This is a genomic window from Streptomyces sp. NPDC091387, from assembly GCF_044756945.1.
Taxonomy (GTDB): Bacteria; Actinomycetota; Actinomycetes; order Streptomycetales; family Streptomycetaceae; genus Streptomyces.
This window is the reverse complement of sequence record NZ_JBIVTZ010000001.1, coordinates 403883-428686: the sequence shown is the minus strand read 5'-3', so window position 1 is coordinate 428686 and position 24804 is coordinate 403883. Positions and strand designations below refer to the sequence as shown.

Below are 24804 nucleotides of genomic sequence, written 5' to 3'. Positions count from 1 at the left end.
ACGGCCTACGTCGGACTCCGGCCAACCCCGTTTCCCTGGGCCCGGCCTCGGCCTAGGGTGATCGATGTGACGCAGCCTTCCTACCTCCGGTACCCCCATGTCCAGGGCGACCTGATCGCCTTCACCGCCGAGGACGACGTCTGGCTGGCACCGCTCGACGGCGGCCGAGCCTGGCGAGTCAGCGCAGACAACCGACCCGTCACCCAGCCGCGGATATCTCCCGACGGCACCCTCGTCGCCTGGACGTCAACCCGGGACGGGGTGCCCGAGGTGCACCTGGCCCCCGTCGACGGCGGCCCCTCCCGGCGGCTGACCTACTGGGGCGACGCGCAGACAGCCGTTCATGGCTGGACGCCCGAGGGCGACGTGCTGGTGCTCAGCACCCAGGGCCAGGTCTCGCTGCGCCGCACCTGGGCCCGCGCCGTACCGGTCGACGGAGGCCCCGCACGGACCCTCCCGTACGGGCCCGTCGGGTCCCTCGCGTACGGGCCCGGCGGACGGATCCTGCTGCTCTCGGCCACCATGGGGCGCGAGGCCGCCAAGTGGAAGCGCTACCGGGGCGGCACGGCCGGCAAGCTCTGGATCGCCACCGAGGAGACCCCCACGGACGGCTCCCCGCAGGAGTTCGTACGGGTCAACGAGGAGCTCGACGGCAACATCGAGTGCCCGATGTGGGTGGGCGAGCGCATCGCCTTCCTCTCCGACCACGAAGGCGTCGGAGCGCTCTACTCCGCCCTCCCCGACGGCACCGGTCTGCGCCGGCACACCGGCATCGAGGGCTTCTACGCCCGGCACGCCACCACCGACGGAACCCGGGTCACCTACGCCAGTGCCGGAGAGCTCTGGCTCCTCGACAGCCTGGACAGCGACGAGCCCCGCCGCCTCGGCATCCGGCTCGGCGGCCAGCGCGCCGACCTCCAGCCGCACCCCGTGCACGCCGGCAGCCGGCTGAGCGCCGCGTCCCCCGACCGCACCGGCCGCGGCAGCGCGATCGGGTCCCGCGGAGCCGTCCACTGGGTCACCCACCGCGAGGGCCCGGCCCGCGCACTCGCCGTCGAACCCGGCGTACGGGCCAGGCTGCCCCGCACCTTCCAGGCCGACGGCGACCAGCACGTCGTCTGGGTCACCGACGCCGAGGGCGACGACGCGCTGGAGTGCGCACCCGCCACCGGCACCTCGCCCGGCGCCACCCCGCACCGGCTCGCCGCGGGACGCATCGGGCGGGTCCTCGACCTGGCCCCCGCCCCCGACGGCAGCCGCTTCGCCGTCGCCGCCCACGACGGACGCGTCCTGATCGTCGAACGGGAGAGCGGCGAGGTCCACGAGGTGGACCGCGGCGAGCACGGCGACGCCTCCGGGCTCGTCTTCTCACCCGACTCCTCCTGGCTCGCCTGGTCGCACCCCGGCCCCGAACCGCTCAGCCAGCTCAAGCTCGCCCACCTCGCCGACCTGACGGTCGCCGAGGCCACCCCGCTGCGGTTCCGGGACTTCGCACCCGCCTTCACCGCCGACGGAAAGCACCTGGCCTTCCTCTCCGAGCGGGCCTTCGACCCGGTCTACGACGCACATGTCTTCGACCTGGCCTTCATCGGCGTCTGCCGGCCGCACCTGATGACGCTCGCCGCGACCACCCCCTCCCCGTTCGGGCCGCAGCTCCACGGCCGCCCGACCGAGCGGGAGAAGAGCGCCGAGGGCGACGACAACCCCACCGCCCTCCCGGTCACCCGCATCGACCTGGACGGCCTCGCCGACCGGATCGTGCCGCTGCCCGTCGAGGCCGCCAGCTACTCCTCGCTCCGGGCCGCGAAGGACGGGCTGCTCTGGCTGCGCCACCCGGTCACCGGAGTCCTCGGTACGAGCGGGGCCACGCCCGACGCCCGCCGCCCCGAGACCGTGCTGGAGCGGTACGACCTGGAGAAGCTGCGCTGCGAGGAACTCGCCTCCGACATCACCCGGTTCGCGGTCAGCGGCGACGGCAGGCGGCTGGTCCTGCACAGCCACGGCAAACTGCGCGTCGTACCGTCCGACAGCCGCGTGCCGGGGGGCCCGGACGACGACGACGGCGAGGGCAGCGTCACCGTCGACCTCTCCCGGATCCGCCGCACCCTGGACCCGGCCGCCGAATGGCGGCAGATGTACGACGAGGCCGGCCGCCTCATGCGGGACAACTTCTGGCACCCCGACATGGGCGGTGTCGACTGGGCCGGCGTTCTGGACCGCTACCGGCCGGTGCTGGAGCGCGTCGCCACCCACGACGACCTCATGGACCTGCTGTGGGAGGTACAGGGCGAACTCGGCACCTCCCACGCCTACGTACGGCCGTCCGGCGGATGGCACGACGACGCGGCCCGGCAGGGCCTGCTCGGCGCCGACATCTCCCGCGCCGACGACGGGAGCTGGCGCATCGACCGGATCCTGCCGTCGGAGACCTCCGACCCCGCGGCCCGCGCACCGCTCGCCGCACCGGGCGTCGCCGTCCGCACGGGGGACGCGATCGTGGCGGTCGACGGCCACCCCGTCGACCGCGTCACCGGCCCCGGACCGCTTCTCACCGGCTCGGCCGGCCACCCGGTCGAGCTGACCGTCTCCCCGGCCGACGGCGGCGACCCGCGCCATGTCGTCGTCGTCCCGATCGCCGACGAGGAGGCGCTGCGCTACCACGCGTGGGTCGCCGACCGGCGCGGCTACGTCCACGAGCACTCCGGCGGACGCCTCGGCTACGTCCACATCCCCGACATGGCCGGACCGGGCTGGGCCCAGATCCACCGCGACCTGCGCACCGAGGTCGCCCGCGAGGGGCTGGTGGTGGACGTACGGGAGAACCGCGGCGGCCACACCTCGCAGCTGATCGTGGAGAAGCTCGCCCGCCGCATCGTCGGCTGGGACCTGCCGCGCGGCAGCCGGCCCCAGAGCTACCCGGGCGACGCGCCCCGGGGGCCGGTCGTCGCCGTGGCGGACGAGTTCTCCGGTTCGGACGGCGACGTCGTGAACGCGGCGATCAAACTGCTGGGCATCGGCCCGGTGGTCGGCACCCGCACCTGGGGCGGCGTGGTGGGCATCGACAGCCGCTACCGGCTGGTGGACGGCACCCTGGTCACCCAGCCGAAGTACGCCTTCTGGCTGGAGGAGTACGGCTGGGGCGTCGAGAACCACGGCGTCGACCCGGACGTCGAGGTCGTCATGACGCCGCAGGACCGCGCCGCGGGGCGGGATCCGCAGCTGGACGAGGCGATCAGGATCGCGCTGGAGTCGCTGACCCGGACCCCGGCGAAGACGGCCCCGCCCCTGCCCGAGCCGCGGAACCAAGGCCCCTCCGCGGCACCGTGACCGGGGCTCCACCCCGGACCCCGCTCCTCGATCGCGACGAGGCCGAACATCCGAGCCGTCCGGCGGTCGAGGAGCGGGGGTACGGAGGAGCGCCCCCGAAAAGGCCCGCGCCCGTCCGGCTAGGCTGCCCCCGTAACGGATCGCCGAGACCGAGGAGTGCCCCATGGCAGGAGAACCGCAGCCCGACTGCCTGTTCTGCAAGATCGTCTCGGGTGACATCCCGGCCACCATCATCCGGGAGACCGACACCACCGTCGCCTTCCGCGACATCAACCCCCAGGCCCCCACCCACGTGCTCGTCATCCCGCGGCTCCACTACCCGGACGCCGCGTCCCTCGCCGCCGCCGAACCGCAGGTCCTCGCCGACATCCTGCGCGAGACCGGAGAGGTCGCCGCCGACGAGAAGATCGCCGCCACCGGCTACCGGGTCGTGTTCAACACCGGTGCCGGGGCCGGGCAGACCGTCTTCCACGCACACGCGCACGTCCTGGGCGGCCGCGGCCTCCAGTGGCCGCCCGGCTAGCGGCGGACCCACCCCGTGTCCGCACGTGAACTCGTCGTCCTCGGAACCGCCAGCCAGGTCCCGACCCGGCACCGCAACCACAACGGCTACCTGCTGCGCTGGGACGGCGAGGGCCTCCTCTTCGACCCCGGCGAGGGCACCCAGCGCCAGATGCTGCGGGCCGGCGTCGCCGCGCACGACATCAACCGGATCTGCGTCACGCACTTCCACGGCGACCACTCGCTCGGCCTGGCCGGGGTGATCCAGCGGATCAACCTCGACCAGGTCCCGCACCCCGTCACCGCGCACTACCCGGCGAGCGGGCAGCACTTCTTCGACCGGCTGCGGTACGCGACCGCCTACCGCGAGTCCGTCGAGCTGACCGAGGCCCCGGTCGCCGCCGACGGACCGCTGGCCACCACGGTCGCGTACACCCTCAGCGCCCACAAGCTCTCGCACCCCGTCGAGTCGTACGGCTACCGCCTCGTCGAACCCGACGGGCGCCGCATGCTGCCGGCCCGGCTCGCCGAGCACTCCATCGCCGGACCCGACATCGGCCGGATCCAGCGCGAGGGCTCCCTCGGCGGTGTCACGCTCGACGACGTCTCCGAGCGCAGGCGCGGACAGCGGTTCGCGTTCATCATGGACACCAGGCTCTGCGACGGCGTGCACGTGCTCGCCGAGGGATGCGACATGCTGGTCATCGAGTCGACCTTCCTCGACGAGGACGAGCGGCTGGCCACCGACCACGGCCACCTGACCGCCGGGCAGGCGGCCCGGGTGGCACGCGAAGCGGGCGTACGGCACCTCGTGCTCACCCACTTCTCGCAGCGCTACCCGGACCCGGAGGCCTTCGAGACCCAGGCACGGGCCGCCGGGTTCGAGGGCGAACTGACCGTCGCCCAGGACCTGATCCGCGTCCCCGTCCCCACCCGTCACCAGTAACCAACACCAGCACCACCTGCGTTAGCGAGAAACCGTGCACCTCCCCAAAGCCGAACTCCACCTCCACATCGAAGGAACCCTCGAACCCGAGCTGGCCTTCGCGCTCGCCGCACGCAACGGCGTGCACCTCCCGTACGCGGACACCGAGGCACTGCGCACCGCCTACCTCTTCGACGATCTGCAGACCTTCCTCGACCTGTACTACGCACTGATGGCGGTGCTGCGGACCGAGGACGACTTCGCCGACCTCGCCGACGCCTACCTCGCCCGCGCCGCCGCCCAGGGCGTACGGCACGCCGAGATCTTCTTCGACCCGCAGGCACACACCGCCCGGGGCGTTCCGATCGGCACCGTCGTCGAAGGACTCGGCCGGGCCCTGGAGCGCAGCGAGGAAACGCACGGAGTCTCCACCCAGCTGATCATGTGCTTCCTGCGCGACCGGTCAGCCGATTCGGCGCTGGAGACCCTGGAGGCCGCGAAGCCGTATCTGCACCGGATCAGCGCCGTCGGCCTGGACTCCGCCGAGGTCGGCCACCCGCCCGCCAAGTTCCGCGAGGTGTACGCGGCGGCCGAGGCGCTCGGACTGCGCAAGGTCGCGCACGCGGGCGAGGAGGGGCCGCCCGCGTACATCCGCGAGGCGCTCGACGTCCTCGGCGTGGAGCGCGTCGACCACGGGCTGCGCTGCATGGAGGACCCGGAACTGGTCCAGCGGCTGGTCGCAGAGCGGGTACCGCTCACCCTCTGCCCGCTGTCCAACGTACGGCTGCGGGCCATCGACACCCTGGAGGAGCACCCGCTGCGGGCCATGATGGACGCCGGGCTGCTCTGCACGGTGAACTCCGACGACCCCGCCTACTTCGGCGGGTACGTCGGGGACACCTTCCACGCCGTCCACGAGGCGCTCGGCCTGGAGCGCGAACAGCTGCGCACCCTGGCCCGCAACTCCTTCGAGGCGGCCTTCCTCGACCACGACGAGGAGCGCCGGGCGCGCTACCTGTCCGAGGTCGAGGCGTACGCGTTCGACTGAGCGGCCCCGCCGGCCGTCCGGAACGCGCTCCTCACCAGGCGCCTGCGGCGCAGCTCGGGCAGGTTGATCTCCATGACAGCCTGCTCGGGCGCGCCGAGCCTGGGCACGGCGCCGGGCACCGCGCCGGTGGTGACCGCGAGCAGGGCCGCCGGAGCACCGCCCCTGCGGCGTACCGATCCCGGCACCAGCGGGCGGCCACCGGTGTGCAGGGCGACGGCCGTCACCGGGACCGCGACCAGCAGGGTCGCGGCGCCCAGGATCAGCCCCATCACCGGGTAGCCGGATTCCTCGGACAGCACGCTGCCCAGCACCGGCCCGCAGGCCACGCCCATGGAGGAGGCCGATCCCGCGAGGACCGCCCAGCGGCCTCGTATGTCCAGTGACGCGGCCAGACCGATCAGATACGTCAGGACCACCGGGTAGAAGGTGTTCCATATGATCTCCCCGGTCGCGAACGAGCCGAGACCGCTCGCCGACGAGCTGACCACGATACCGACCGCGATGATCACGGTGCCGAGGCCGATCGGCACCGCGCGCCCGAGCCGGGCGCCCAGCATCCCGGCGCCCATCACACCGAGCAGGCCGGCGCCGAGCGCGGCGGCGAAGACCGCTCCCGTGGTGACCTCGGAGAGCCCCGCCTGAACCACGCCGATGCGGCTGCTGACACCCCACAGCGCGTTCTGCGCCATCGACCAGACGAGCATGCCGCCCGCCAGCACCAGACCGGAGCGGCGGTGCGGCAGCCGGCCGGCGGCGGGGACGGCGGGGCCGGCGGGCACCGGGGCGCCCAGCCGTGAGGTGGCGGGCCAGACGAGGAGCGCGACCAGGGCGACCGCGGCGAACGGCAGCCGGTGGCCGCCGCCCAGGTGGGGGATCGTCAGGTAGAGGAGGCCCGCGGCCGCGGAGACGCTGAGCAGCCCGAGCGACGAGGTCCGGTGCGGATCGCGCTGGGAGGCGATGCCCGCCGCGGCGACCGCGGTCGCCGTACCGGAGCCGAAGCCGCCGAGCATCACCCCCACGACCACCAGCGGTACGGAACCGGCCAGCGCCGCGCAGCCGTAGCCCAGCGCGGCCAGCACCAGCCCGATTCGCGCGGGCCGCTGCGGCCCGTACGTCTCGACGCGGCCCGCCAGGCAGAACCCGGCGGCCGCCGAACTCAGCAGCAGCGCACTGCCGACGAGGCCGGCCTGGGCGGCGCTGAGACCCAGATGGGCGGAGAGCCTCCCCACGATGGTGGGGAGCAGATATGAGGCGAGGTAACCGGCGGTGAACACGGCAACCAGCGGCCACGCGGCGCGAGGGCGCGAGGACATGGGCGTTCCTGAAGACATGCCAGAGGAGGCGGAGAAGACAGCGAGGGGTTGCGCGTCCAGCAAGAGGACGCGCCGAGGCACACATGAGAGAAATGCGGGAAATGCGATGAAGTCGACGCACTCGCCGGAAACTGGCCCCAACGGTGCTCGCGGGCCAATTTGTATCAAGTGCTTCCGGCCGGCCGAAAGTCGCCACGCTGTGATCTGAGCCACTTATATGTTTGCCACTTTAGTATGCGGGTAGCAGCGCATGTTTATGCAGGTCAGGCTCTGTGTGTACGGACTCGGCGCGGACCCCCCGGACGGGCGAGTGGATCGGGCACACTGGCCGGAACCGCCACGACCGGGGAGTGCAAGGTGAGCACTGGGATGCCAGGAATCGACCCACTGGACGGACTGCGCGCGCCGCAGGACCCGGACTGCGACGTCTTCCTCACCGGCACGGTCTTCCTCGACATCATCTTCACCGGCCTGGACAGCGCCCCCGTGCGCGGCACCGAGTCCTGGGCGCGCGGCATGGGCTCCAGCCCCGGCGGGGTCGCGAACATGGCCACGGCACTGGCCCGGCTCGGCCTGCACACCTCACTGGCCGCGGCCTTCGGCGACGACCACTACGGCGAGTACTGCTGGGACGCGCTGGAGCAGGGCGAGGGCATCGACCTCTCCATGTCGCACACCGTCCGCGGCTGGCACTCCCCGGTGACCGTCTCCATGGCGTACGAGGGCGAGCGGACGATGGTCTCGCACGGCCACGAGGCCCCGCCGCCCGCCGCTCCGGACCCGGCCGCCACCGCCTTCCCCCAGTGCCCGCCCCGGGCCCGCGCCGCCGTCGCCTCGCTCGTCCCGGGCCGCAGCGAGCCGTGGGTGGCCGCGGCGGCCCGCCGCGGCGCCATGGTCTTCGCCGACGTCGGCTGGGACGAGACCGGCCGCTGGGACCTGAACGGCCTGACCGACCTGGCGCACTGCCAGGCGTTCCTCCCCAACGCGGAGGAGGCCATGCGCTACACCCGCACCGACTGCCCCCGCGCCGCGGCGCACGCCCTCGCCGAACACGTACCGCTCGCCGTCGTCACCCTCGGCGCGGAAGGCGCCTACGCGGTCGACGCGGTCACCGGGACCGCCGCGGAGGTCCCCGCGATCGAGGTCGAGGCACTCGACCCGACCGGCGCGGGCGACGTCTTCGTCGCCGGCTTCGTCACCGGCACCCTGGCCAACTGGCCGCTCGCCGACCGGCTCGCCTTCGCCGGACTCACCGCCGCCCTCTCGGTCCAGGAGTTCGGCGGCTCGCTGTCGGCCCCCGGCTGGGCGGAGATCGCCGCCTGGTGGCAGCGGGTCCGCACCTGCGCCGACCAGGATCCGGCGGCGCTCCAGCGGTACGCGTTCCTCCAGGACCTGCTTCCGGCGGCGGCCCGCCACTGGCCGCTGCGCAGGGCCGTCCCGACCATCGGCTTCCGGCCCTGACCGGCCCGGCCGCTTCCGCCGGTGAAAACCTCTCGGCGTTGTCGGTGCGGAGTCGTAGGCTTGGTGGTCCAGAGGTTGTCGAGCAGCGAGAACCCTGCAACGGGAGGTATGTGCAGGCCCGAGGGCCGGCCCATGACTCAGACACCAACACAGCCGCAGGCGCGTGCCCACATCAGCATTCCGGCCGCACACCCCATGGTGATGCTCCTGGGATCGGGCGACTCGCTGCTGCGCGTGATCGAAGCGGCGTTCCCGGCAGCCGACATCCACGTCCGGGGCAACGAGATAAGCGCGACGGGGAACGTGGCGGAAATCGCCCTGATCCAGCGCCTGTTCGACGAGATGGTGCTGGTGCTCCGCACCGGTCAGCCGATGACGGAGGACGCTGTGGAACGTTCTATCGCGATGCTCAGGGCCAGTGACAACGGCCAGGCGGACGGCACGGAGACCCCGGCCGAGGTGCTCACCCAGAACATCCTGTCCAGCCGCGGCCGCACGATCCGCCCCAAGACGCTCAACCAGAAGCGGTACGTCGACGCGATCGACAAGCACACGATCGTCTTCGGCATCGGGCCCGCCGGCACCGGCAAGACCTACTTGGCCATGGCCAAGGCCGTCCAGGCGCTGCAGTCCAAGCAGGTCAGCCGGATCATCCTGACCCGCCCGGCGGTCGAGGCGGGCGAGCGGCTCGGCTTCCTGCCCGGCACGCTCTTCGACAAGATCGACCCGTATCTGCGCCCGCTCTACGACGCGTTGCACGACATGCTCGACCCGGACTCGATCCCGCGGCTGATGGCGGCGGGGACGATCGAGGTGGCGCCGCTGGCCTATATGCGTGGCCGTACGCTCAATGACGCCTTCATCATCCTCGACGAGGCGCAGAACACCAGCGCCGAGCAGATGAAGATGTTCCTGACCCGGCTGGGCTTCGACTCGCAGATCGTCGTCACCGGTGACGTCACCCAGGTCGACCTGCCGAACGGGACCAAGAGCGGTCTGCGCCAGGTGCAGGACATCCTGGAGGGCATCGACGACGTGCACTTCTCCCGGCTCACGTCCCAGGATGTCGTCCGGCACAAGCTGGTCGGCCGTATCGTCGACGCGTACGAGAAGTACGACAACCAAGTCGAACAGGACGGCCGGGCCGGCAAGGGCCAGGGCCGCCACAACGGGAAGCAGTAACAGCGCACCATGTCGATCGACGTCAACAACGAGTCCGGAACCGAGGTCGACGAGCAGGCGATCCTCGACATCGCCCGCTACGCACTCGCCCGGATGCGGATCCACGCGCTCTCCGAACTCTCGGTGATCGTGGTGGACACCGACGCCATGGAGCAGCTCCACATCCAGTGGATGGACCTGACGGGTCCGACGGACGTCATGTCCTTCCCGATGGACGAGCTGCGTCCGCCGGCCAAGGACGACGAGGAGCCCCCGCAGGGGCTCCTCGGTGACATCGTCCTGTGCCCGGAGGTGGCCAAGAAGCAGGGCGAGGACGCCGAGACGCAGCACTCCATGGACGAGGAGCTCCAGCTCCTCACCGTCCACGGGGTGCTGCACCTGCTCGGCTACGACCACGAGGAGCCGGACGAGAAGGCCGAGATGTTCGGCCTCCAGGCGGCGATCGTCGACGGCTGGCGCGGTGAGCGCGGGATGACCGGTCCGTCGCCCGCCCCCACCGTCTCGTGAGCCTGCCGCTCGTCTTCGGGGTCGTCGTCCTGGTCGTCGTCGGCTGGCTGGCGGCGTGTGCCGAGGCCGGTATCGCGCGCACGTCGAGCTTCCGGGCGGCCGAGGCGGTCCGCTCGGGCCGTCGCGGCAGCGACAAGCTGGAGCAGGTCGCGGCCGATCCGACGCGCTATCTCAACGTCGCCCTGCTGGTGCGGGTCGCCTGCGAGATGTCGGCCGGGGTGCTGGTCACGTACGTCTGCCTGAAGGAACTCCCGGAGACCTGGGAGGCGCTGGCCGTCGCCATGGGGGTGATGGTCCTCGTCTCCTACGTCGCCATCGGGGTCTCGCCGCGCACCATCGGCCGCCAGCACCCGCTGAACACGGCGACGGCGGCCTCGTACGTCCTGCTGCCGCTGGCCAGGATCATGGGCCCCGTCCCGCAGCTGCTGATCCTCATCGGCAACGCGCTGACGCCGGGCAAGGGGTTCCGCAAGGGGCCGTTCGCCAGTGAGGCCGAACTGCGGGCGATGGTCGACCTCGCCGAGCAGGAGTCGCTGATCGAGGACGAGGAGCGCCGCATGGTGCACTCCGTCTTCGAGCTCGGCGACACCCTCGTGCGCGAGGTGATGGTGCCGCGCACCGACCTGGTCTGCATCGAGCGCTACAAGACGATCCGGCAGGCGCTCACCCTCGCGCTGCGCTCCGGCTTCTCGCGGATCCCGGTCACCGGGGAGAACGAGGACGACATCGTCGGGATCGTCTATCTCAAGGACCTGGTCCGCAAGACGCACATCAACCGGGAGTCGGAGGCCGATCTGGTCTCCACGGCGATGCGCCCCGCCGCGTTCGTGCCCGACACGAAGAACGCCGGCGATCTGCTGCGCGAGATGCAGCAGGACCGCAGCCACGTCGCGGTCGTCATCGACGAGTACGGCGGCACGGCGGGCATCGTCACCATCGAGGACATCCTGGAGGAGATCGTCGGAGAGATCACCGACGAGTACGACCGGGAACTCCCGCCGGTCCAGGAGCTGGAGAACGGCTGCTTCCGCGTCACCGCGCGCCTCGACATCGGGGACCTCGGTGAGCTGTTCGGCCTCGACGAGTACGACGACGAGGACGTGGAGACGGTCGGCGGGCTGCTCGCCAAAGCGCTGGGCCGGGTCCCGATCGCCGGTGCCTCCTCGGAGGTCGAGCTCCCCGACGGGCGGCGGCTGCGGCTGACCGCGGAGTCCCCGGCGGGCCGCCGGAACAAGATCGTCACGGTGCTGGTGGAGCCGCTGGCTCCGCAGGAGGAGGCGGCGGCATGACACCGCAGCAGCTGAGGGCGTTCTGCCTGGGGTTCAACGCGAGCGCCGAGGAGTTTCCGTTCGGGCCGGAGGCGTCCGTCTTCAAGGTGCTCGGCAAGATGTTCGCGCTGAGCTCCCTGGACGGGCGGCCGCTGAAGGTGAACCTCAAGTGCGACCCCGACGAAGCGGTGCGGCTCCGGGAGGAGCACGAGGCCGTGGCGCCGGGGTGGCACATGAACAAGCGGCACTGGAACACCGTGACGGTGTCCGGTCTGCCGGACGCGAGAGTGCGTGAGCTGATCGAGGACAGTTATGACCTGGTCGTGGCGGGGTTGCCCCGGGCGGAGCGGCTGAAGCTCGACCGGCCGTAGCGGGTGACCGGCACGGTGCCGGTCACCCCCGTCGCCCCGCCGCGGAGCCAGTCGGGGTCTACGCGACCCTTACTTCGGTGTTCTGGCAGGCATGCGTTATGCAAGCAATACGCGTGTCCAATCCTGAGGTGTCTCACCTGAAGGGGTGTGACCGAGGGTCGCGCCAAAGGGGCAACGATAAGATCTTGAAGTCCTGAGCGCTCGGCCCCCGTACTTCAGAGGGACACGCGCACTGTTCTGCCAGCGGCATAACACCTGCCGGTCCGGGCTCGACGATCACTACAGTCCAGTCTCATGACGACGATTACGACGCGTCCGGTCGAGTACCCGGCGGACGGTTTGACGATGATCGGGCACCTCGCGCTCCCGGCCGGTGCCGACCGCCGGCCCGCGGTGCTGCTCGGACCAGAGGGCATAGGGCTCAGCGACGTCGAGCGCCGCAGGGCCGACGCTCTCGCCGAGCTGGGATATGTAGCCCTGGCCTTCGACCTTCACGGCGGGCGCTATCTGGGCGACCCCGAGGAAATGCTGGCCCGCTGCATGCCGCTGCTCGCCGACCCCGACCGGATGCGAGGCATCGGCCACGCGGCGCTCGACGTGTTGCGCACCGAACCGCGAACCGACCCCGACCGGATAGCCGCCGTCGGCTACGGCACCGGGGGCGCCATCGCGCTGGAACTCGGGCGCGACGGCGTCAACCTGCGCGCGATCGCGACAGTCAACGGGCTGATCACGGGCCGACCGGGCGAGGCGGCGCGCATTCGCTGCCCGGTATGGGCCGGGGTCGGGTCGGAAGACCCGATCATGGCGCCCGCCCAACGGGACGCGTTCACCGCAGAGATGCAGGCCGCGGGCGTCGACTGGCGCCTCGTGGTCTACGGCGGCGCCCTTCACGCCTTCCACCATCCACCGGTCGACCACATCGTGCGTCCCGGCGTCGGCTACCACCCACGGCACGCACAGCGAGCCTGGCGCGACGTCGTCGACCTGCTCGCCGAGTGTCTGCCCGTGACGGAAGATCTGCGGGCATGACGCAGGCAAACAGCCTGGCGCCAGGCCCCGTCCGCGTCGGGCACTCACAGTCCCCTCCCCTCAAGTCCCCATAGCAGAACCAACTTCGGGCGGATGATCGATCGCAGAGACGCGTTCGCAACTGCCGCAGTGAATACCGGATTTACTGCGACGGAGCCCCTGCCGTGATTCTCGCGACCGGCGGTGGTCCGTTCCGGCCGCCAGGGCGAGGTCTATGTATTTACTGCGGCCTCATTGTGCTGACCACGTGCGAGGTCGCACCAAGATCCCCTTGGCGCGTATCTCGGCTGGACCCCCTGAAGGGTGGGCTGCGGCGATCCCTGTCTGGCGTGTGTCCAAGCTGGTGCCGAGGGGTTTCCAGTACAGGGGAGGACGTAGGGCCGTGGCGCCTGCAGGGCAGATCTATCGCAACGGCCGTACGACACCGTCGGAGTGCTCGGCAAGCTGGGTGCGGAGCTTGTGTGCGTCGTCCACCAGCTCCTCATTGAGCAACGTCAGGACCTGGATCTGGTTAGCGTAGGTGGCCACGGTGTCCTTCAGCTCGCGGATCTCCGCCGCCCTGTCCGCACGGAGCGTGCGCATCTCCTTGCGAAGGCGGGTGACTTCGGTCTTGAGCTCGTCAACCTCCGGACGTTTGACCTCCGGGATGGCCAGGATTTCCTTCACGGCAGCCGCCACCGGCGAGCGGTAGTAGGAGGCTCGGGAGATGCCGGCCTCGGCGGCGATGTTCATCGCGGTGATCGACCCGTCGGTGATCTCCGGCTGGCCGTCCAGCAGTCGCTCGAAGGCCCTCATGATTTGCCGGTCGCGGTCGGTCAGGTCCGGGTTGTCGCGGGCCAGCCGGGCGAAGACGGTCTGAGTGGGCGGCGTGGTCATACGCGAGCACCGTCCTCGTCGTTGAGTTCCTCGATGGCGCCGTCCAGCATGGCGATGAACTCGCCGATGGCCGTCTGCTGGTGCGGCGGCAGGTGTTCGGTGTCCTTGAGCTCTTCGCCGGCCAAGTCGCGGCTCATGTGGTATCGGGGCAGGTGGATGGACGAGCGGCGCGAGTTCGGGCAGGTCAGGCACATGTTGAGCATGGGCAGGGGCCGTCCGACAGCTTTGGCGCGCTTGCCGCATACCGCGGTGTCGGTGTGGTGGAAGCAGTCGTTGAGGGCGCCGGGGTGCAGGGTGCGGGTCAGATGCCGCAGCATGGTCCGCAGCCGTTCCGGGCTCGCGACTACCCCGGGCAAGTCCCCGAGTTCCGCGCGGATGCGGTCGAATTCGGCTTCGACCCGCTTGACCGCGCCGCCCGCGGACCGGCCGCCCTCGTTCCAGTCGTGGTAGAGGTCCTCGACGTAGTCCAGCAGGGCGACGGCCTTGTCGGCGGCCACCTCGTCGGCGAACCCGGAAGCCGAGGTCCCTAATGGTGGAGTCGGGTATTGGAACTGTCCGAATGCCTCAGCCATTGCGGACCCAGGCGGTGAACTCGTCGGCGAGGCCAGCGGGGTTGGCAGCCTCGGTCCGGCGGGCGATTCCCTCGTAGTACTCCAGCTCGTGGAGGACCACCGGCACTCGTTCGCCGACAGCCCTTTCGATGACGCCGGTCTCGTGGAGGCTGCGGGCGAGCTGGCCGCATGCTTGGTTGAAGTGGGCCTCGATCAGCGCGGTGGTCGACCCGATGGCCGTCTGCCAGTCATCGTCCGCAGTGGGCTCGTCGTACCAAAGTCCGAGTCGGCTGATCCATTCGCGGCGTGTCATGGCTCCGATCGGGTCGCTGGCGAGGTCGCCGATCACGGTCTGTTGGTTCTGGATCCAGAAGGCGTAGTTCCAGCGGGCTTCTGCCTCGTCGGAGGCATGCTGGATGCTGTGTCGGAACTGGGTCTCCGTGTTGTAGCCGATGGTCAGGGTGGGCTGACGTGGGTCGTCGTCCTCGTTGTCGATGAAGAAGGAGACGACGTAGATGTCGCCGACCTCAGCGGCCGGGATGGATGCGAGGGCGTTCTCAGCGAGGCGCTGAAGGTGATCATGGAACGTCATGGGCGGCGGGTCCTGTCGGTCGGCTCATGAGTCCACTCGTCGCAGTACTCAATGTGGATCTCGCGCGCGTCGCCGAGAATGCCGTCGTTGGAGTGGAGCTCCGTGCAGAAGTACGGGTAGCTCGGGTGGACGGGGACGTAGTTGGGACCGTTTCGGGCAACGTCGAGGAAGTGCCGGGCGGTTTCTCTGAACACCTTCGCGCTGCCGGTCATAAACAAGGTCTCGGCGTGGAGATGCTGGTGGAACAGGTCCCGGTTCTCCCGGTAGTGCCGTGCTTCGTGGTCAATCATGGCTTCGCCTGTGTGTCCTGGGTCGGGCAGCGTCACGGTCTGCGGACGGCCCGGGCCGAGTCGCCCGCGCACCTCCTTCCAGTGTGAAGGCGCGAACTGGAGCGAGTGATGCAGCAGCACGAGGTCAAGCTGGCGCATGCCGTCTTCCGGCAGCTCGCGGGAGGGAGCCCGGTTGCCTCGCATCGGCAGGTGGACCAGTGAGCGCGGTGAAGAGGCAGCGAGTGTCCATAGACCGCCGATTCGCCGCGCGGCATCCTGATCGAGATAGGCGTCCAGGTGCCGATCGTGGTCGGCGAGCACGGCGTGTACCAATGGCTGGGCTGGTCGGATGACTTTGAACTCCACGGATCCGAGACGTGCTTGGTGGATGGTGATGGGTAGCTTCATTGGTTCTCCGGGACACGGCGGCTGACGTCTGCGGCGTAGGCGGCCCAGTCGCCGGCGGATGCCTTCTGCCACTGGACGGCGACTTGGATGTGGATGCCGAGCATGCGGGCCAGGATCGCTGCGGGGACTTCTTCGGCGAGGGCGAACAGGGCCGTTGACCGGGCCTGGCCTGGTTGGATTCCGACGGCGATTAGCCGTATGCCGAGCCGGTCGGCGCTGATGTGTTGGCCTGGGCGTTGACCTGGAAACAGCCAGGGCGTCTGGTCGGCGTGTCCGATCACTGTGTAGGGGCGGCGTGTTGCGATCAGGTCGAGGACCAACGCGGCGAGCGGTTCGGGCAGGACGGTCGGGGAGGTTCCCAGCTGGATCGAAACCCGGCCGTTCGCCTCTGCGACCTGGTCGACGGTGAGGCTGCTGATCGTGCTGAGGCGTTGGGCGTAGAAGAGCAGGAGTAGTCCGGCGACGCGGTCGGCTGTGGTCAGCGTTGCGTCGTGGAGGAGCCTGCGGGCGTCGTCCCATCGGCCTTCGGAGTTGTGGGGGCCGACCGGGCCCTGCCAGCGCTCGGCGCCGAAGGTCAGCCCCTTTGCCAGCCGGTTCTTGGTCGCCCAGCGGATGAAGTGGCCGGTCTGGTCCCGGTAGCTGAGGTTCTCGCCTGCTTTCCACTGGTCCAGATCAGGCTGGGTGCAGGTGGTGAGGGTCAGATCTCTGCTGGACAGCCAGTCCAGGAAGTTGACGGCGGCGGTGATGTGGCTGCGGACGTTGGCCATCTGCAGGTGGGTGGCGTGGCCGGCGCCGAGGCGGCCTCGTAGGCGTCGGAGGTGGTGCCAGACCGCGTAGCGGTGCAGCATCGCCCGTTCTTCGTGATCGTCACGGGATGCGACGGCCCGGGATGTCCAGCGTTCGAGTGTGACGAGGCGCTCGTCGCGTTTGGGCAGTATGCCTCCGGCGACGAGAACGGCCCGCAGATGGTCGAGGGTCTTGCCGGCCGCGAGCTCGTCGAGGATGTCGTGGGTCACCGCGCGTTGGTCGGCTGCGATCTCCTTCAGTAGCCGGGCGACGACCGGGCGCGACAGCCAGGCGACTGCGGTGACCGGCCGGTCGATGCCGATCAATGCGGCGTGCAGCGGGGCCAGTTCCTGGCGAACGGACCCGTCGGGTCCGGCGAACACCTCGTCCGCTCGTTGCGTGAGAGTGCAGCGGTGGCAGGGCCGGTGCGTGCTGGTCTGCCAGGTGGTTTTGCAGATCGGGCATCGACCCCAGAAATCGGGATCGGGGTTGAGGCACTTCGCGCACAGCGGCTCCTTGCGTGTGCCGCCGCGGATCGAGGCGATGGTGTGGCAACCGCAGCAGCGGGCCCACCAGGATTGACACCGGTCGCACCACGGTTCGCCGGTGGCGGCGGAGATCTCGCAGGGTGCCGATCGCCCGCAGATCCCACATGTCGCGGCGGTGCGAGGCCGGCAGTGCTCGCACCACGGGCCGTCCGGGGTGCGGGCCGCGACGCGTCGTCGGCGTCCGCAGCCACGGCAGTCTTCGAGGTTGATCGGATCGTTGCTGAGGCAGTTCGGACACAGTGGGCGGCCCTCGGCATCGCGGGTCGCGGGTTCGCGGACCGCTCCGCAACCAGCGCAGGGCACTGCCTGGTGGTGCGCGAAGCAGGTGCGGCAGACCCGTTGCCCGTCCAGCAGCTTGGACAGAGCCACCGTCCGACCGCAGCGTGGGCACGACGGTCGCGCGATGTTGCTCGCGCCCGCCGCGAGGAGTTCGTCGATGAAGCGGAGGACCGCCGGGGTGGGGGCGTCGCTGCCCGCGCCGGTCAGCAGGGAGGGCTGGTTCACGATCGCCCAGGCCAGTCGGCGCTGCCCGGCCGGGCGGACCGTCGCCCGGCCCAGTGCGGTCATGACGTCAGTCGCGTCGAAGCCCGGCGAGATGACGGTGACGGCTTCTGCCAGCAGCACCGTCGGGTCGCCCTGGTCGTCGGGACATTGATCGCAGCGAGGCTGGCCGTGACGGTCGCGGGTGGAAACTCGCCGCTGGTCTCCGCAGGCGGCGCAGGTCTGGGCTGTATCCCGGCAGGGCGAGCAGAGCAGGTATCCTCGCCGGCTGATCATGTAAGTCAGTGTTCGTCCGCATTCACCGCACCGTGGTGCGGCTATCGAGGTCGCGCCGGCAGCCCGCAGCCCTCGCAGGAGTTGTCCCACCGACCACGCGACCGGTGGCCGGCCGGTCGTCAGCACCTGCGGGCAGTCCGAGAGGAGCTGGGCCAGCCGGCGGCGTTTCGCGCGCCCGCCGGCGACATCGACGACGACCTGGTGGATCCGGACAGCGTCCAAACCGTGTTCGACCGTCGAGACCAGCCGCACGATCAGGCCGACCGGGTCCACCAGGGCCTCGTCGATGGTGTCGGTCACCGGTCCACCGGGGCGATCCTGGCTCGCTTGGGCCGCAGGTCGCCGATGCTCTCGGCGGCGGTGCCGCCCGCGGCGGCCTTCTTGGGCCTCTGCGCGGTGCCGGCTGCGGCGACGGGTTCGATTAGGTCGTCCATCGTGCAGTCCAGGATGTCCAGCAAGGCCATCAGGATCTTCAGACTCAGTCGCTCGGGGCGCTCGACGACGAGCCGGTAGACCTGGCTGGAGGACAGGTTGATGCCGCGTTGGGCCAGCGGCGGCAGCAGGTCGGTGGTGGAGAACATGCCGCGGTCCGCCATCAGGTGACGCAGGTGCCAGCGGTAGTCGAGCTTGGCGGCCATCATCGGTCCTTCCCGGTCGGCGCCTCGTCGAACGCCGGGTTGAGTGCGTTGCCCAGAGCAGTGTTCATGAAGTCGTCGCTGACGTGGGTGTATACGGCCGTCGAGCTGTCGCACTCGTGACCCACTTGCTGCTGTATAAAACGCCTATCAACACCGTTTTCGGTCAAATGCGTGACATATGAATGTCTGAGGGAATGGGGGACCAGAGCCTTGGGGAGCTTCAGGGCGTCGCGGTAGGTGACGAACCGGGCGTTGATCTCCGAGGGCTTGACCCGGCCGCCGCGTTCGGTCACCCACAGCGCCGGGTGGTCCTCGCAGCCGAAGCGCGGGCGGACGTTCTCCACGTAGTCCCGGGCCGCGTCCACCGCCCAGTCCATGACCGACAGCACGTTCCGGCGGCGCGGCGGCTGCCCCCGTTTCGCTTTGCCGTAGCGCACGTTGAGCGTTCCGTACCGGCCGAACTGACGAGCCTTCGGATTGCGGCCGAAGTCGACCAGGTCCAGCTTCGAGGTCTCCGTGCGCCGCAGCCCCCAGCCGTAGATGACCTTGAAGAGGGTGGCGTCGCGGTAGGCGGCGAGCGCCCCTTTGCGCGTGGACCGCACCGCGCGGTCGACTTGGTCGTCGGCGTAGTCGAGGAACCGCTGCAGTTCATCGCGGGTGAACGGCCGGGCCTCGGGGTCGCCCTCGTAGTCGTTGAGGTGGGCGATGGTGTTCCACTCGTGGCAGATTGCGACCGGGTGCGTGCCGAAGGCGTCCTCGCAGGCGGTCGCCCAGCCGTAGCGGCCGTCGATGAGGAACTCAGTGAACTGCCGTACCTCGCCCTGGTAGCTGCGGATCGTGGACGGCGCAAGGTGCCTCTCGCCGGTCAGCGACGCAGACCACTCGTCCATGTGACCTGGCAGCCACTGCCACGGATATTCGTTGGTGAACTCGTGGAAGCGCCGGATCAGCCTCTCGCGGCCGGTGATCGTGTCCTCCTTCAGGCCCCGGGACATCTGCTGGGCCCGCCATCCGCGCAGCATCGCCGCGACCATCGCGTCCTCCGGACGCAACTGGATCACCCCGGAGACCAGCTCCAGCTGAGCCGCTCCGGCCAGGGCCGCCGTTCGCTGTTGCACCACGCAGACCATCCCTTCTAGAGGGTAGATCCTGCATCAGATGGGACGGGCGTGGCAAACTGCCTGATCAGACGGCTAGTTCGTAGTAGCCTTCGAGAGCATCAGAGCGTCGCTGTGAGCTGGCGACCTGCGGCTTCTCGCCCGTCTGATGCAATTCCCGAGGGTTGGCGTATCCCTCGAAGATCACGTGGCTGGCGTGCTTGTACTGCCGGGTTCCGGCGACGACCCCGAAGGGCTGGTTGGCTATGTGCCAGGACAGCGTGCGACGGAACTGCCGTGTGTCAAACGACCAGGCCAGGGGGTCCTCGTCCGTTGCTTCGTCGTCCCCGTCGCTGTCGACATCGTCGACGAGTTCTGTGTCCAACTCCAGGTCCTCCGCCATCGGAAGCGGGATGTAGGGGCCCTCCGGCGTGCTGAACAGGAGGTTCAGGTGGTCGCGGAAGTTCTTGAGCCGGAGCGGCATCGTAGACAGGAGGACGTAGTCCGAACCCTGCCGATATCCGAACAAGTGCGTCGGGTCGTCGTTGATGAGCTTCAGCACCTCGACAGCTTCGTGGACGATGTCCAGAACCACCCAGTCGACCTCGTCACCGGAGAGCTTGCGGTTCTTGTAGACACGCCCGCGGATCTTGTACCGGGTTCTGCCGTCGGCTCCGACCTCGGCGAACGCGCAGTTGCGCCTCAGTTCCCGTACTTCCATGTCGCGCATACCCGACAGGTAGGCGATGACAATCCAGCAGGCGACGCGCAGTTGAAGGATCTCGGTGTTCATCGACGTTGCGCTCAACGAGGTTCGCCAGGGTTTGCCGGTCGCGGGCCAAAGTGCCCGGGTGGGAAGTCCACCTGGTTCCCAGCCCAGCTCGTTGCCGGCGGCCACGAGGAGGGGGCGTAGATGGTGGATGGACCGGGCTCCACTCAAGTGCTTGATCATTGCCAGGTTCGGAGCTTGGACTATCCCGTCGATGATCGGCGCGTCGGGCACGGTGTGATGACGCTCGATCGGGAGAGCCGGCAGGCCGCGGCCTTGCAGCCGCCGCTGGACGATGAACTGCTCGATCTTTCGCCGCGTCTGGCTGCCATCTCTGCCGAATGGCGCCGGCATGGGCTGAGCCTTCGTCGCTTCCTTCGAGCGGGCGAGCTCCTCGCGGGCCGCCAACAGGTCGTGGCTGGCGAACCGCACGTAGAACACGGCTGCGGCCAGGTAGGGCCGCATGATCTCCTCAGGGATACGCGGAGTGCTGTTCTCATGATCGCTCGTGGCTCCGGAGATCTGCCGGGCGGTTCGGTAGGGCCAGGGCCTGAGGGTGAGCCTGTCGTGGGACAGGTACGGGCCGAACTCGGCCAGTCGTTTGAGTACGTTGACCTGGTCCTCGACCCCGGCCGGAGTTGACGATCGCAGCAGTGGGAGCAGGGCCTCCAAGTGCTCGCGGCGCACATCCTGGAGTCTTTCCACGCCGACGGCCCGGAGATGCGTCCAGACGCGGGCCAGGGTCGTGAGCGCCTGGGGGAGGGAGGTGGGCTTCGCCGGGCGAAGCTGACTGCCTGGTGTCTCGCGCAGGAGCGCGAACGCGAACTCCTTTGCTGTGTGCCGCTGCAGGCCCTCTTCGAAGAGAAGGAAGTTCACCCGGGTGTGCCGTGAGGTCCGCGGGAGGAATTCGCGCAGGTCCCACACGTCGTCGGCGAACCGGGGGCCCCGGTTCGCCTTGCCCTTGGTGAACTTCTTCGGCAGTACGAAGTCGTCGGGTTGTGACTCGCAGCGATAACTGTCACCGGCCCTGCTTCTGACCTGGTGGTCGTGGCCGGGATCTCAGCGGCATCTGTCACCAGCTGCTCGCTCTACTTGTCACCAACGGCGCCCATTCCGAAAGGAATCGCTGGTCATCGAGTTGGTCCAGCCGTGGTGACAGATGCGGCTGCGAAGGGACGGATACCGCTGCGAGTCACACGGGTGCGGGGCCGGTCTGCACCGGGAGTGAGGTCTCGAACTTGAGAGTTTTGAGGGTCACTTGATCGCTTCCAAGAAGGAGGTGGGCAGGGCGAGCCGAGCGCCGCCGGCCTCTGCGATCGCGCGGGCGGTGGTGATCTGGCGTGCGCTGAACCGGTTCAAGACCCCGGTGGTAATGCGCTCGTACGCCAGGCCGAATCGGGCTTGCCACTCGGGGACCGAGAATTCACCGCTGACGCTCGATGGTGTCCAGAACAGACAGCACGGCCGGCAGATGTCGGGTGGTGAACACTGCGTTCGGGCACTCCAGACACACCCAGGGCGGGACCGGGCACGGTGCCCCCTTCTTCGCCGCATACGGTGAGGCGAAAAAGTCGGTGCACGAGGACAGCCACACATCCGTCGCGCCCGACAACGCGTCTTGCACGGCCTGAGGCGGCAGGGCCTCTCCCCCGTCGTCCAGCCGGCTGCCGTCGTCGCCCAGTACGACGGGGGGCGGCAGCGCGACTGCCAGCGCCTCCGCGAGTCCGGCCTCCACGGCGGAGTCATGGATCTCGTCGTGGGCGGGGATGTCTGCGTAGTGCCGGGCCGCGACCCCGGGTGAGTGCCCGCTGACGAAGTCAGGCAGGATCCCGCCCGCGCGAAGGTACTGCCGCGACTTGAACGTCTTGCGGATCCGGCGCAGGTCCAGCGAGACGCCACCACCGTCGTGGTCCTTCATCGCGTCGATCTTGTGCTCCGCCAGAAACGCCCTTCGGGGAACCGTGTCCACCGCGACAGTCCGGGTGAACCGGGGGGCCAGCAGACCCGTAGTCCCGGAGGGGAGCACCCACAGTTCCTCGGCTCCGATCATGTCCCGGGCCCGTTGGGTCAACCGCTGAGCAAGGCGGATCACGCCGCCCGGGGTGCGGAGGGTGCCGCCGTCGCGCACACGCAGCGACTTGTTCTGCTCGCCCGGGGAGCGGCGCTTCAGGTAGCTGATCGTGACGTAGCCGCGAGCCGGACTGACCAGGCAGACAGCCCGCAGTTCTCTGATGGCCTCCGGCTCCAGGCCCGTCTGGCAGGCCAGAAGGACCTGAAAGCGGACCATGTCCCTGGGCGTGAGGTACAGACGGGAGTTCAGCGCTGCCCTCCCGCCGTGCTCGGTGACTGCGCGGATTCCGCGGTGCTCCTGGGTGAGCGGGCCGCGGTTCGCCAAGTACCAGCAGATGTTCTCCAGCCGGTCCCATCCATGTACCTGCGGGTCACGGCCCTTCTCCGCGAGCCCCTCGCCTTCCAGGATCCGGTCGCGGACCGCGCCGACCCCGTCCAGAGCCGCGGCCTCCAACGCTTCGAACACCGGGAACGGGTAGGCGTTCAGCGGCGTGCTGGCGATGCTCTCCTCGGAAGTCCGCTTGGAGTTGATCCGATGGGCGAACTCCAGCTCGAACGTGCCGGGATGGGACTCATCGATCCTCCGGAGCAACCGCAGGAGCAGCAACAGTGCCGCCCTGGGGCCTCTGCTGTCCGCGGAATATCGGCTGGCCAGGGCCTGCTCGAAGCCGTCGAGTAGGCCCGGTTCCAGGTCATCCAGAGCCAGTTCTCCGTGCCCCTCCAAGGCGGCTGCGGTGAACGCGACGAATGCGCGGACCGTCTGGACGGCCTCCTGCAGCCGCGTTCGCTGCCGCACGCCACCTCTGGTGCCGAGTTCCTCGAGCAGGGCGCTGGCCAGTGGCCGGACCAGCCGAGGGTGGCCGAGATCGGACAGATCCACCACTTCGTCGGTGCCGAGCACCAGGACGGGCACGGAGAACACCACCGGCCCGATGCTCGGCACCGGATCCACCGTCGGCGGGGCCGTGGTCACCGAGAACCGAACGCGCTTCGGGCTCACAGGCCAGCCTCCGGCACCTCAATGCTGTCCAGCACCGCTGCCTGTTCGTCCCACTCGGCCAGGGCCGCGAGGACGATCTCCTGGGCCTCGTCGAGAACGTCCAGGTAGAGGTAGACCGTTCGCTCCTGGGTGTGCCCGAGCAGCAGCTGCAGCTTGCGCATCGGATCACCGATCAACATCCGCTTGATCTGGGCCAACGTGAAGCGGCGGTCCTCGGCCATTCCCATCGCCCGGATCGTCTGGCCCAGCAGCAGTCCCAACATGTGCACGGCGAACGTGTGCCGCAGGGTGTGCGGGTGCACGTCGAAGTCGAGGCCGAAGCTCGCGCACCGCTCATTCGCCCGCTGGAACGCGGACTGCCATGTAGAGCTTTTCAACGGTTGCCCGCCCTCGCCCAGCCACAACCACAGCGGCCCCAGCTCACGGCCGCGTGCATCCACCGACACCAGTCGTATTCGGTCCTCGTACCCGAGGCCCGCATAGGTCCAGGCTCGCTGACGGTCCTCAACCAGCAGCGCGTGCCGGCTCGAGCGCTGCACCCGGTGCCCGTTTTCCCAGATGTAGCCCCCGGCCTCGCGGGTGCGCTGGACCACTTCGTCGCGCTCGATCGCGAGGTAGTGGTGCAGATCGCGCACCACACGTCGGCGCGCGTAGACCGTGCGGGCCTTCTCCCGTTTCGTCGTCGACTTAGACAGGTGGAAGTCCCCTCGACCCCGGGCCAGTGGCGGAACTTCGGGAACCAGCAGGCACGACGCCTCCGTCAGGCGCATCCCGGTGCACACCAGCAAGTCAGCGAACAACGCGTTACGTTCGCCGTTGCGCCCGCGCCACTTCGGGTCGCGGCCGCCGTCCGGCAGAAAGCCGCGCAGCCCCACATCCCGCCACAGCAGGTAGTCCTCGTATGGAAGGAACCTGATCGGCCGGTCACTCTTGCCCGGCTCCGCCTCGGCGTTCACCCGCACCTGGACGGCACCGTGCGGAGTCATCACCACCTTGTCGACGTACCGGAACGGTTCTGCGGTCAGGAGTTCCGCGTCGAGCGACCACTGCAGCCACTTGTCAAGCGAAGCGACCATCCGATTCCAAGTGCCGTACTCGATCCGCTCGGCGGGGTCCGCTGCGAAGAGTCTGGCCTGCTTGAGAGCACGCAGATCCGCACCGTTCATCTCCCAGATCGTCTTGCCGCCCCGACCCTCGTGGAGAAAGCGGCACACGAGCGTCAAGTCCGAGCAGTACGCCTCTTGGCCGTTGGCTGAACGGACCCCCCAGCTCGGCAAGTCCCTGATCATGCGGTTCAGATGAACGTCGTAGGACCCGGCAGGCCCGAGGATGAATCGCTGCCCCTCCTCGACGCCAGCCCTGCGCAGAACCCCGGATACGTCCGTGCCGTCCATGACGGCGAGCCTTGCGACAGTGCGATGACTGGCGATCACTGCCTCGGCAGCCGTTTCTTCCACCGTGACGGACAACCCGAGCTCCTGACCTATG

At 69.5% G+C, this 24804-nt stretch carries 21 protein-coding genes; 10 read left to right on the top strand and 11 right to left on the bottom strand.

Annotated features, from left to right (window positions below; translation table 11 throughout):
• The first annotated feature begins 66 nt into the window (after positions 1-66).
• From ACIQM0_RS02145 to ACIQM0_RS02130, 4 genes are all read left to right on the top strand, one after another.
• Positions 67-3327, top strand: coding sequence for a S41 family peptidase (locus tag ACIQM0_RS02145; RefSeq protein WP_401282556.1), 3261 nt, complete (start codon positions 67-69; stop codon positions 3325-3327).
• Between the two features lie 163 nt (positions 3328-3490).
• On the top strand, positions 3491-3850 hold the full coding sequence (locus ACIQM0_RS02140) for a histidine triad nucleotide-binding protein (protein WP_401282553.1): 360 nt from the start codon (positions 3491-3493) through the stop codon (positions 3848-3850).
• A 15-nt stretch (positions 3851-3865) separates the two neighbouring features.
• Complete coding sequence (locus ACIQM0_RS02135) at positions 3866-4774, top strand: ribonuclease Z (protein ID WP_401282551.1); 909 nt, start codon at positions 3866-3868, stop codon at positions 4772-4774.
• Positions 4775-4808: 34 nt separating this feature from the next.
• Positions 4809-5801, top strand: coding sequence for an adenosine deaminase (locus ACIQM0_RS02130; RefSeq protein WP_401282549.1), 993 nt, complete (start codon positions 4809-4811; stop codon positions 5799-5801).
• Here ACIQM0_RS02130 and ACIQM0_RS02125 read toward each other — a convergent pair.
• Positions 5765-7114, bottom strand: coding sequence for an MFS transporter (locus ACIQM0_RS02125; RefSeq protein WP_401282546.1), 1350 nt, complete (start codon positions 7112-7114; stop codon positions 5765-5767). The two genes, ACIQM0_RS02130 and ACIQM0_RS02125, sit on opposite strands and share 37 nt — an antisense overlap.
• Before the next feature lie 357 nt (positions 7115-7471).
• On the opposite strand from ACIQM0_RS02125, the gene ACIQM0_RS02120 reads away from it, so the two are divergent.
• The 6 genes from ACIQM0_RS02120 to ACIQM0_RS02095 all read left to right on the top strand — a co-directional run bounded on the left by ACIQM0_RS02120 (position 7472) and on the right by ACIQM0_RS02095 (position 12935).
• Positions 7472-8575: a carbohydrate kinase family protein gene (locus ACIQM0_RS02120; protein WP_401282543.1), complete on the top strand. Its 1104-nt coding sequence runs from the start codon at positions 7472-7474 to the stop codon at positions 8573-8575.
• 132 nt (positions 8576-8707) lie between these two features.
• Positions 8708-9757, top strand: a complete 1050-nt coding sequence (locus ACIQM0_RS02115; RefSeq protein ID WP_401282540.1) for a PhoH family protein — start codon at positions 8708-8710, stop codon at positions 9755-9757.
• A 9-nt stretch (positions 9758-9766) separates the two neighbouring features.
• Positions 9767-10264, top strand: coding sequence for an rRNA maturation RNase YbeY (gene ybeY, locus ACIQM0_RS02110; RefSeq protein WP_363030989.1), 498 nt, complete (start codon positions 9767-9769; stop codon positions 10262-10264).
• Entirely contained in the window at positions 10261-11553 is a 1293-nt protein-coding gene (locus tag ACIQM0_RS02105; protein ID WP_385033775.1) for a hemolysin family protein, read from the top strand. Before ybeY ends, ACIQM0_RS02105 begins: the two co-directional genes overlap by 4 nt.
• Complete coding sequence (locus ACIQM0_RS02100; protein ID WP_401282536.1) at positions 11550-11903, top strand: MmcQ/YjbR family DNA-binding protein; 354 nt, start codon at positions 11550-11552, stop codon at positions 11901-11903. Before ACIQM0_RS02105 ends, ACIQM0_RS02100 begins: the two co-directional genes overlap by 4 nt.
• 294 nt (positions 11904-12197) lie before the next feature.
• Positions 12198-12935 carry a dienelactone hydrolase family protein gene (locus tag ACIQM0_RS02095; protein ID WP_401282534.1) on the top strand — a complete coding sequence of 246 codons (738 nt, stop codon included), beginning with the start codon at positions 12198-12200 and terminating at the stop codon, positions 12933-12935.
• Between the two features lie 402 nt (positions 12936-13337).
• Here the strand turns inward: ACIQM0_RS02095 and ACIQM0_RS02090 are convergent, their stop codons facing one another.
• The 10 genes from ACIQM0_RS02090 to ACIQM0_RS02045 form a co-directional block, all read right to left on the bottom strand.
• The gene (locus ACIQM0_RS02090; RefSeq protein ID WP_401282531.1) at positions 13338-13811 is read right to left on the bottom strand and encodes a hypothetical protein; all 474 of its coding nucleotides are present in this window, start codon (positions 13809-13811) and stop codon (positions 13338-13340) included.
• A complete protein-coding gene (locus ACIQM0_RS02085) occupies positions 13808-14383 on the bottom strand; it encodes a hypothetical protein (protein WP_401282528.1) in 576 nt (191 codons plus the stop codon). Before ACIQM0_RS02085 ends, ACIQM0_RS02090 begins: the two co-directional genes overlap by 4 nt.
• Positions 14376-14954, bottom strand: a complete 579-nt coding sequence (locus tag ACIQM0_RS02080; RefSeq protein ID WP_401282526.1) for a hypothetical protein — start codon at positions 14952-14954, stop codon at positions 14376-14378. Before ACIQM0_RS02080 ends, ACIQM0_RS02085 begins: the two co-directional genes overlap by 8 nt.
• Positions 14951-15631: a hypothetical protein gene (locus ACIQM0_RS02075; RefSeq protein WP_401282523.1), complete on the bottom strand. Its 681-nt coding sequence runs from the start codon at positions 15629-15631 to the stop codon at positions 14951-14953. The genes ACIQM0_RS02080 and ACIQM0_RS02075 overlap by 4 nt, the downstream gene beginning before the upstream one ends.
• Complete coding sequence (locus tag ACIQM0_RS02070) at positions 15628-18042, bottom strand: site-specific integrase (RefSeq protein ID WP_401282521.1); 2415 nt, start codon at positions 18040-18042, stop codon at positions 15628-15630. Before ACIQM0_RS02070 ends, ACIQM0_RS02075 begins: the two co-directional genes overlap by 4 nt.
• Positions 18039-18380: a helix-turn-helix domain-containing protein gene (locus ACIQM0_RS02065; protein ID WP_401282518.1), complete on the bottom strand. Its 342-nt coding sequence runs from the start codon at positions 18378-18380 to the stop codon at positions 18039-18041. The genes ACIQM0_RS02070 and ACIQM0_RS02065 overlap by 4 nt, the downstream gene beginning before the upstream one ends.
• Positions 18380-19498, bottom strand: a complete 1119-nt coding sequence (locus tag ACIQM0_RS02060) for a tyrosine-type recombinase/integrase (RefSeq protein ID WP_401282515.1) — start codon at positions 19496-19498, stop codon at positions 18380-18382. Before ACIQM0_RS02060 ends, ACIQM0_RS02065 begins: the two co-directional genes overlap by 1 nt.
• Before the next feature lie 67 nt (positions 19499-19565).
• Positions 19566-21122, bottom strand: a complete 1557-nt coding sequence (locus ACIQM0_RS02055) for a hypothetical protein (protein WP_401282513.1) — start codon at positions 21120-21122, stop codon at positions 19566-19568.
• Positions 21123-21669: 547 nt separating this feature from the next.
• On the bottom strand, positions 21670-23259 hold the full coding sequence (locus tag ACIQM0_RS02050; protein WP_401282510.1) for a hypothetical protein: 1590 nt from the start codon (positions 23257-23259) through the stop codon (positions 21670-21672).
• Positions 23260-23312: 53 nt separating this feature from the next.
• Positions 23313-24785: a tyrosine-type recombinase/integrase gene (locus ACIQM0_RS02045; protein ID WP_401282507.1), complete on the bottom strand. Its 1473-nt coding sequence runs from the start codon at positions 24783-24785 to the stop codon at positions 23313-23315.
• Positions 24786-24804: the final 19 nt, after the last annotated feature.

Excerpts from the sequence above, each read along its gene's own strand:
- ACIQM0_RS02085 (WP_401282528.1), bottom strand. The coding sequence starts at position 14,383 with ATGGCTGAGGCATTCGGACAGTTCCAATACCCGACTCCACCATTAGGG.
- ACIQM0_RS02080 (WP_401282526.1), bottom strand. The coding sequence starts at position 14,954 with ATGACGTTCCATGATCACCTTCAGCGCCTCGCTGAGAACGCCCTCGCA.
- ACIQM0_RS02125 (WP_401282546.1), bottom strand. The coding sequence starts at position 7,114 with ATGTCCTCGCGCCCTCGCGCCGCGTGGCCGCTGGTTGCCGTGTTCACC.
- ACIQM0_RS02100 (WP_401282536.1), top strand. The coding sequence starts at position 11,550 with ATGACACCGCAGCAGCTGAGGGCGTTCTGCCTGGGGTTCAACGCGAGC.
- ACIQM0_RS02140 (WP_401282553.1), top strand. The coding sequence starts at position 3,491 with ATGGCAGGAGAACCGCAGCCCGACTGCCTGTTCTGCAAGATCGTCTCG.
- ACIQM0_RS02115 (WP_401282540.1), top strand. The coding sequence starts at position 8,708 with ATGACTCAGACACCAACACAGCCGCAGGCGCGTGCCCACATCAGCATT.
- ACIQM0_RS02075 (WP_401282523.1), bottom strand. The coding sequence starts at position 15,631 with ATGAAGCTACCCATCACCATCCACCAAGCACGTCTCGGATCCGTGGAG.
- ACIQM0_RS02090 (WP_401282531.1), bottom strand. The coding sequence starts at position 13,811 with ATGACCACGCCGCCCACTCAGACCGTCTTCGCCCGGCTGGCCCGCGAC.
- ACIQM0_RS02095 (WP_401282534.1), top strand. The coding sequence starts at position 12,198 with ATGACGACGATTACGACGCGTCCGGTCGAGTACCCGGCGGACGGTTTG.
- ybeY (WP_363030989.1), top strand. The coding sequence starts at position 9,767 with ATGTCGATCGACGTCAACAACGAGTCCGGAACCGAGGTCGACGAGCAG.
- ACIQM0_RS02065 (WP_401282518.1), bottom strand. The coding sequence starts at position 18,380 with ATGGCCGCCAAGCTCGACTACCGCTGGCACCTGCGTCACCTGATGGCG.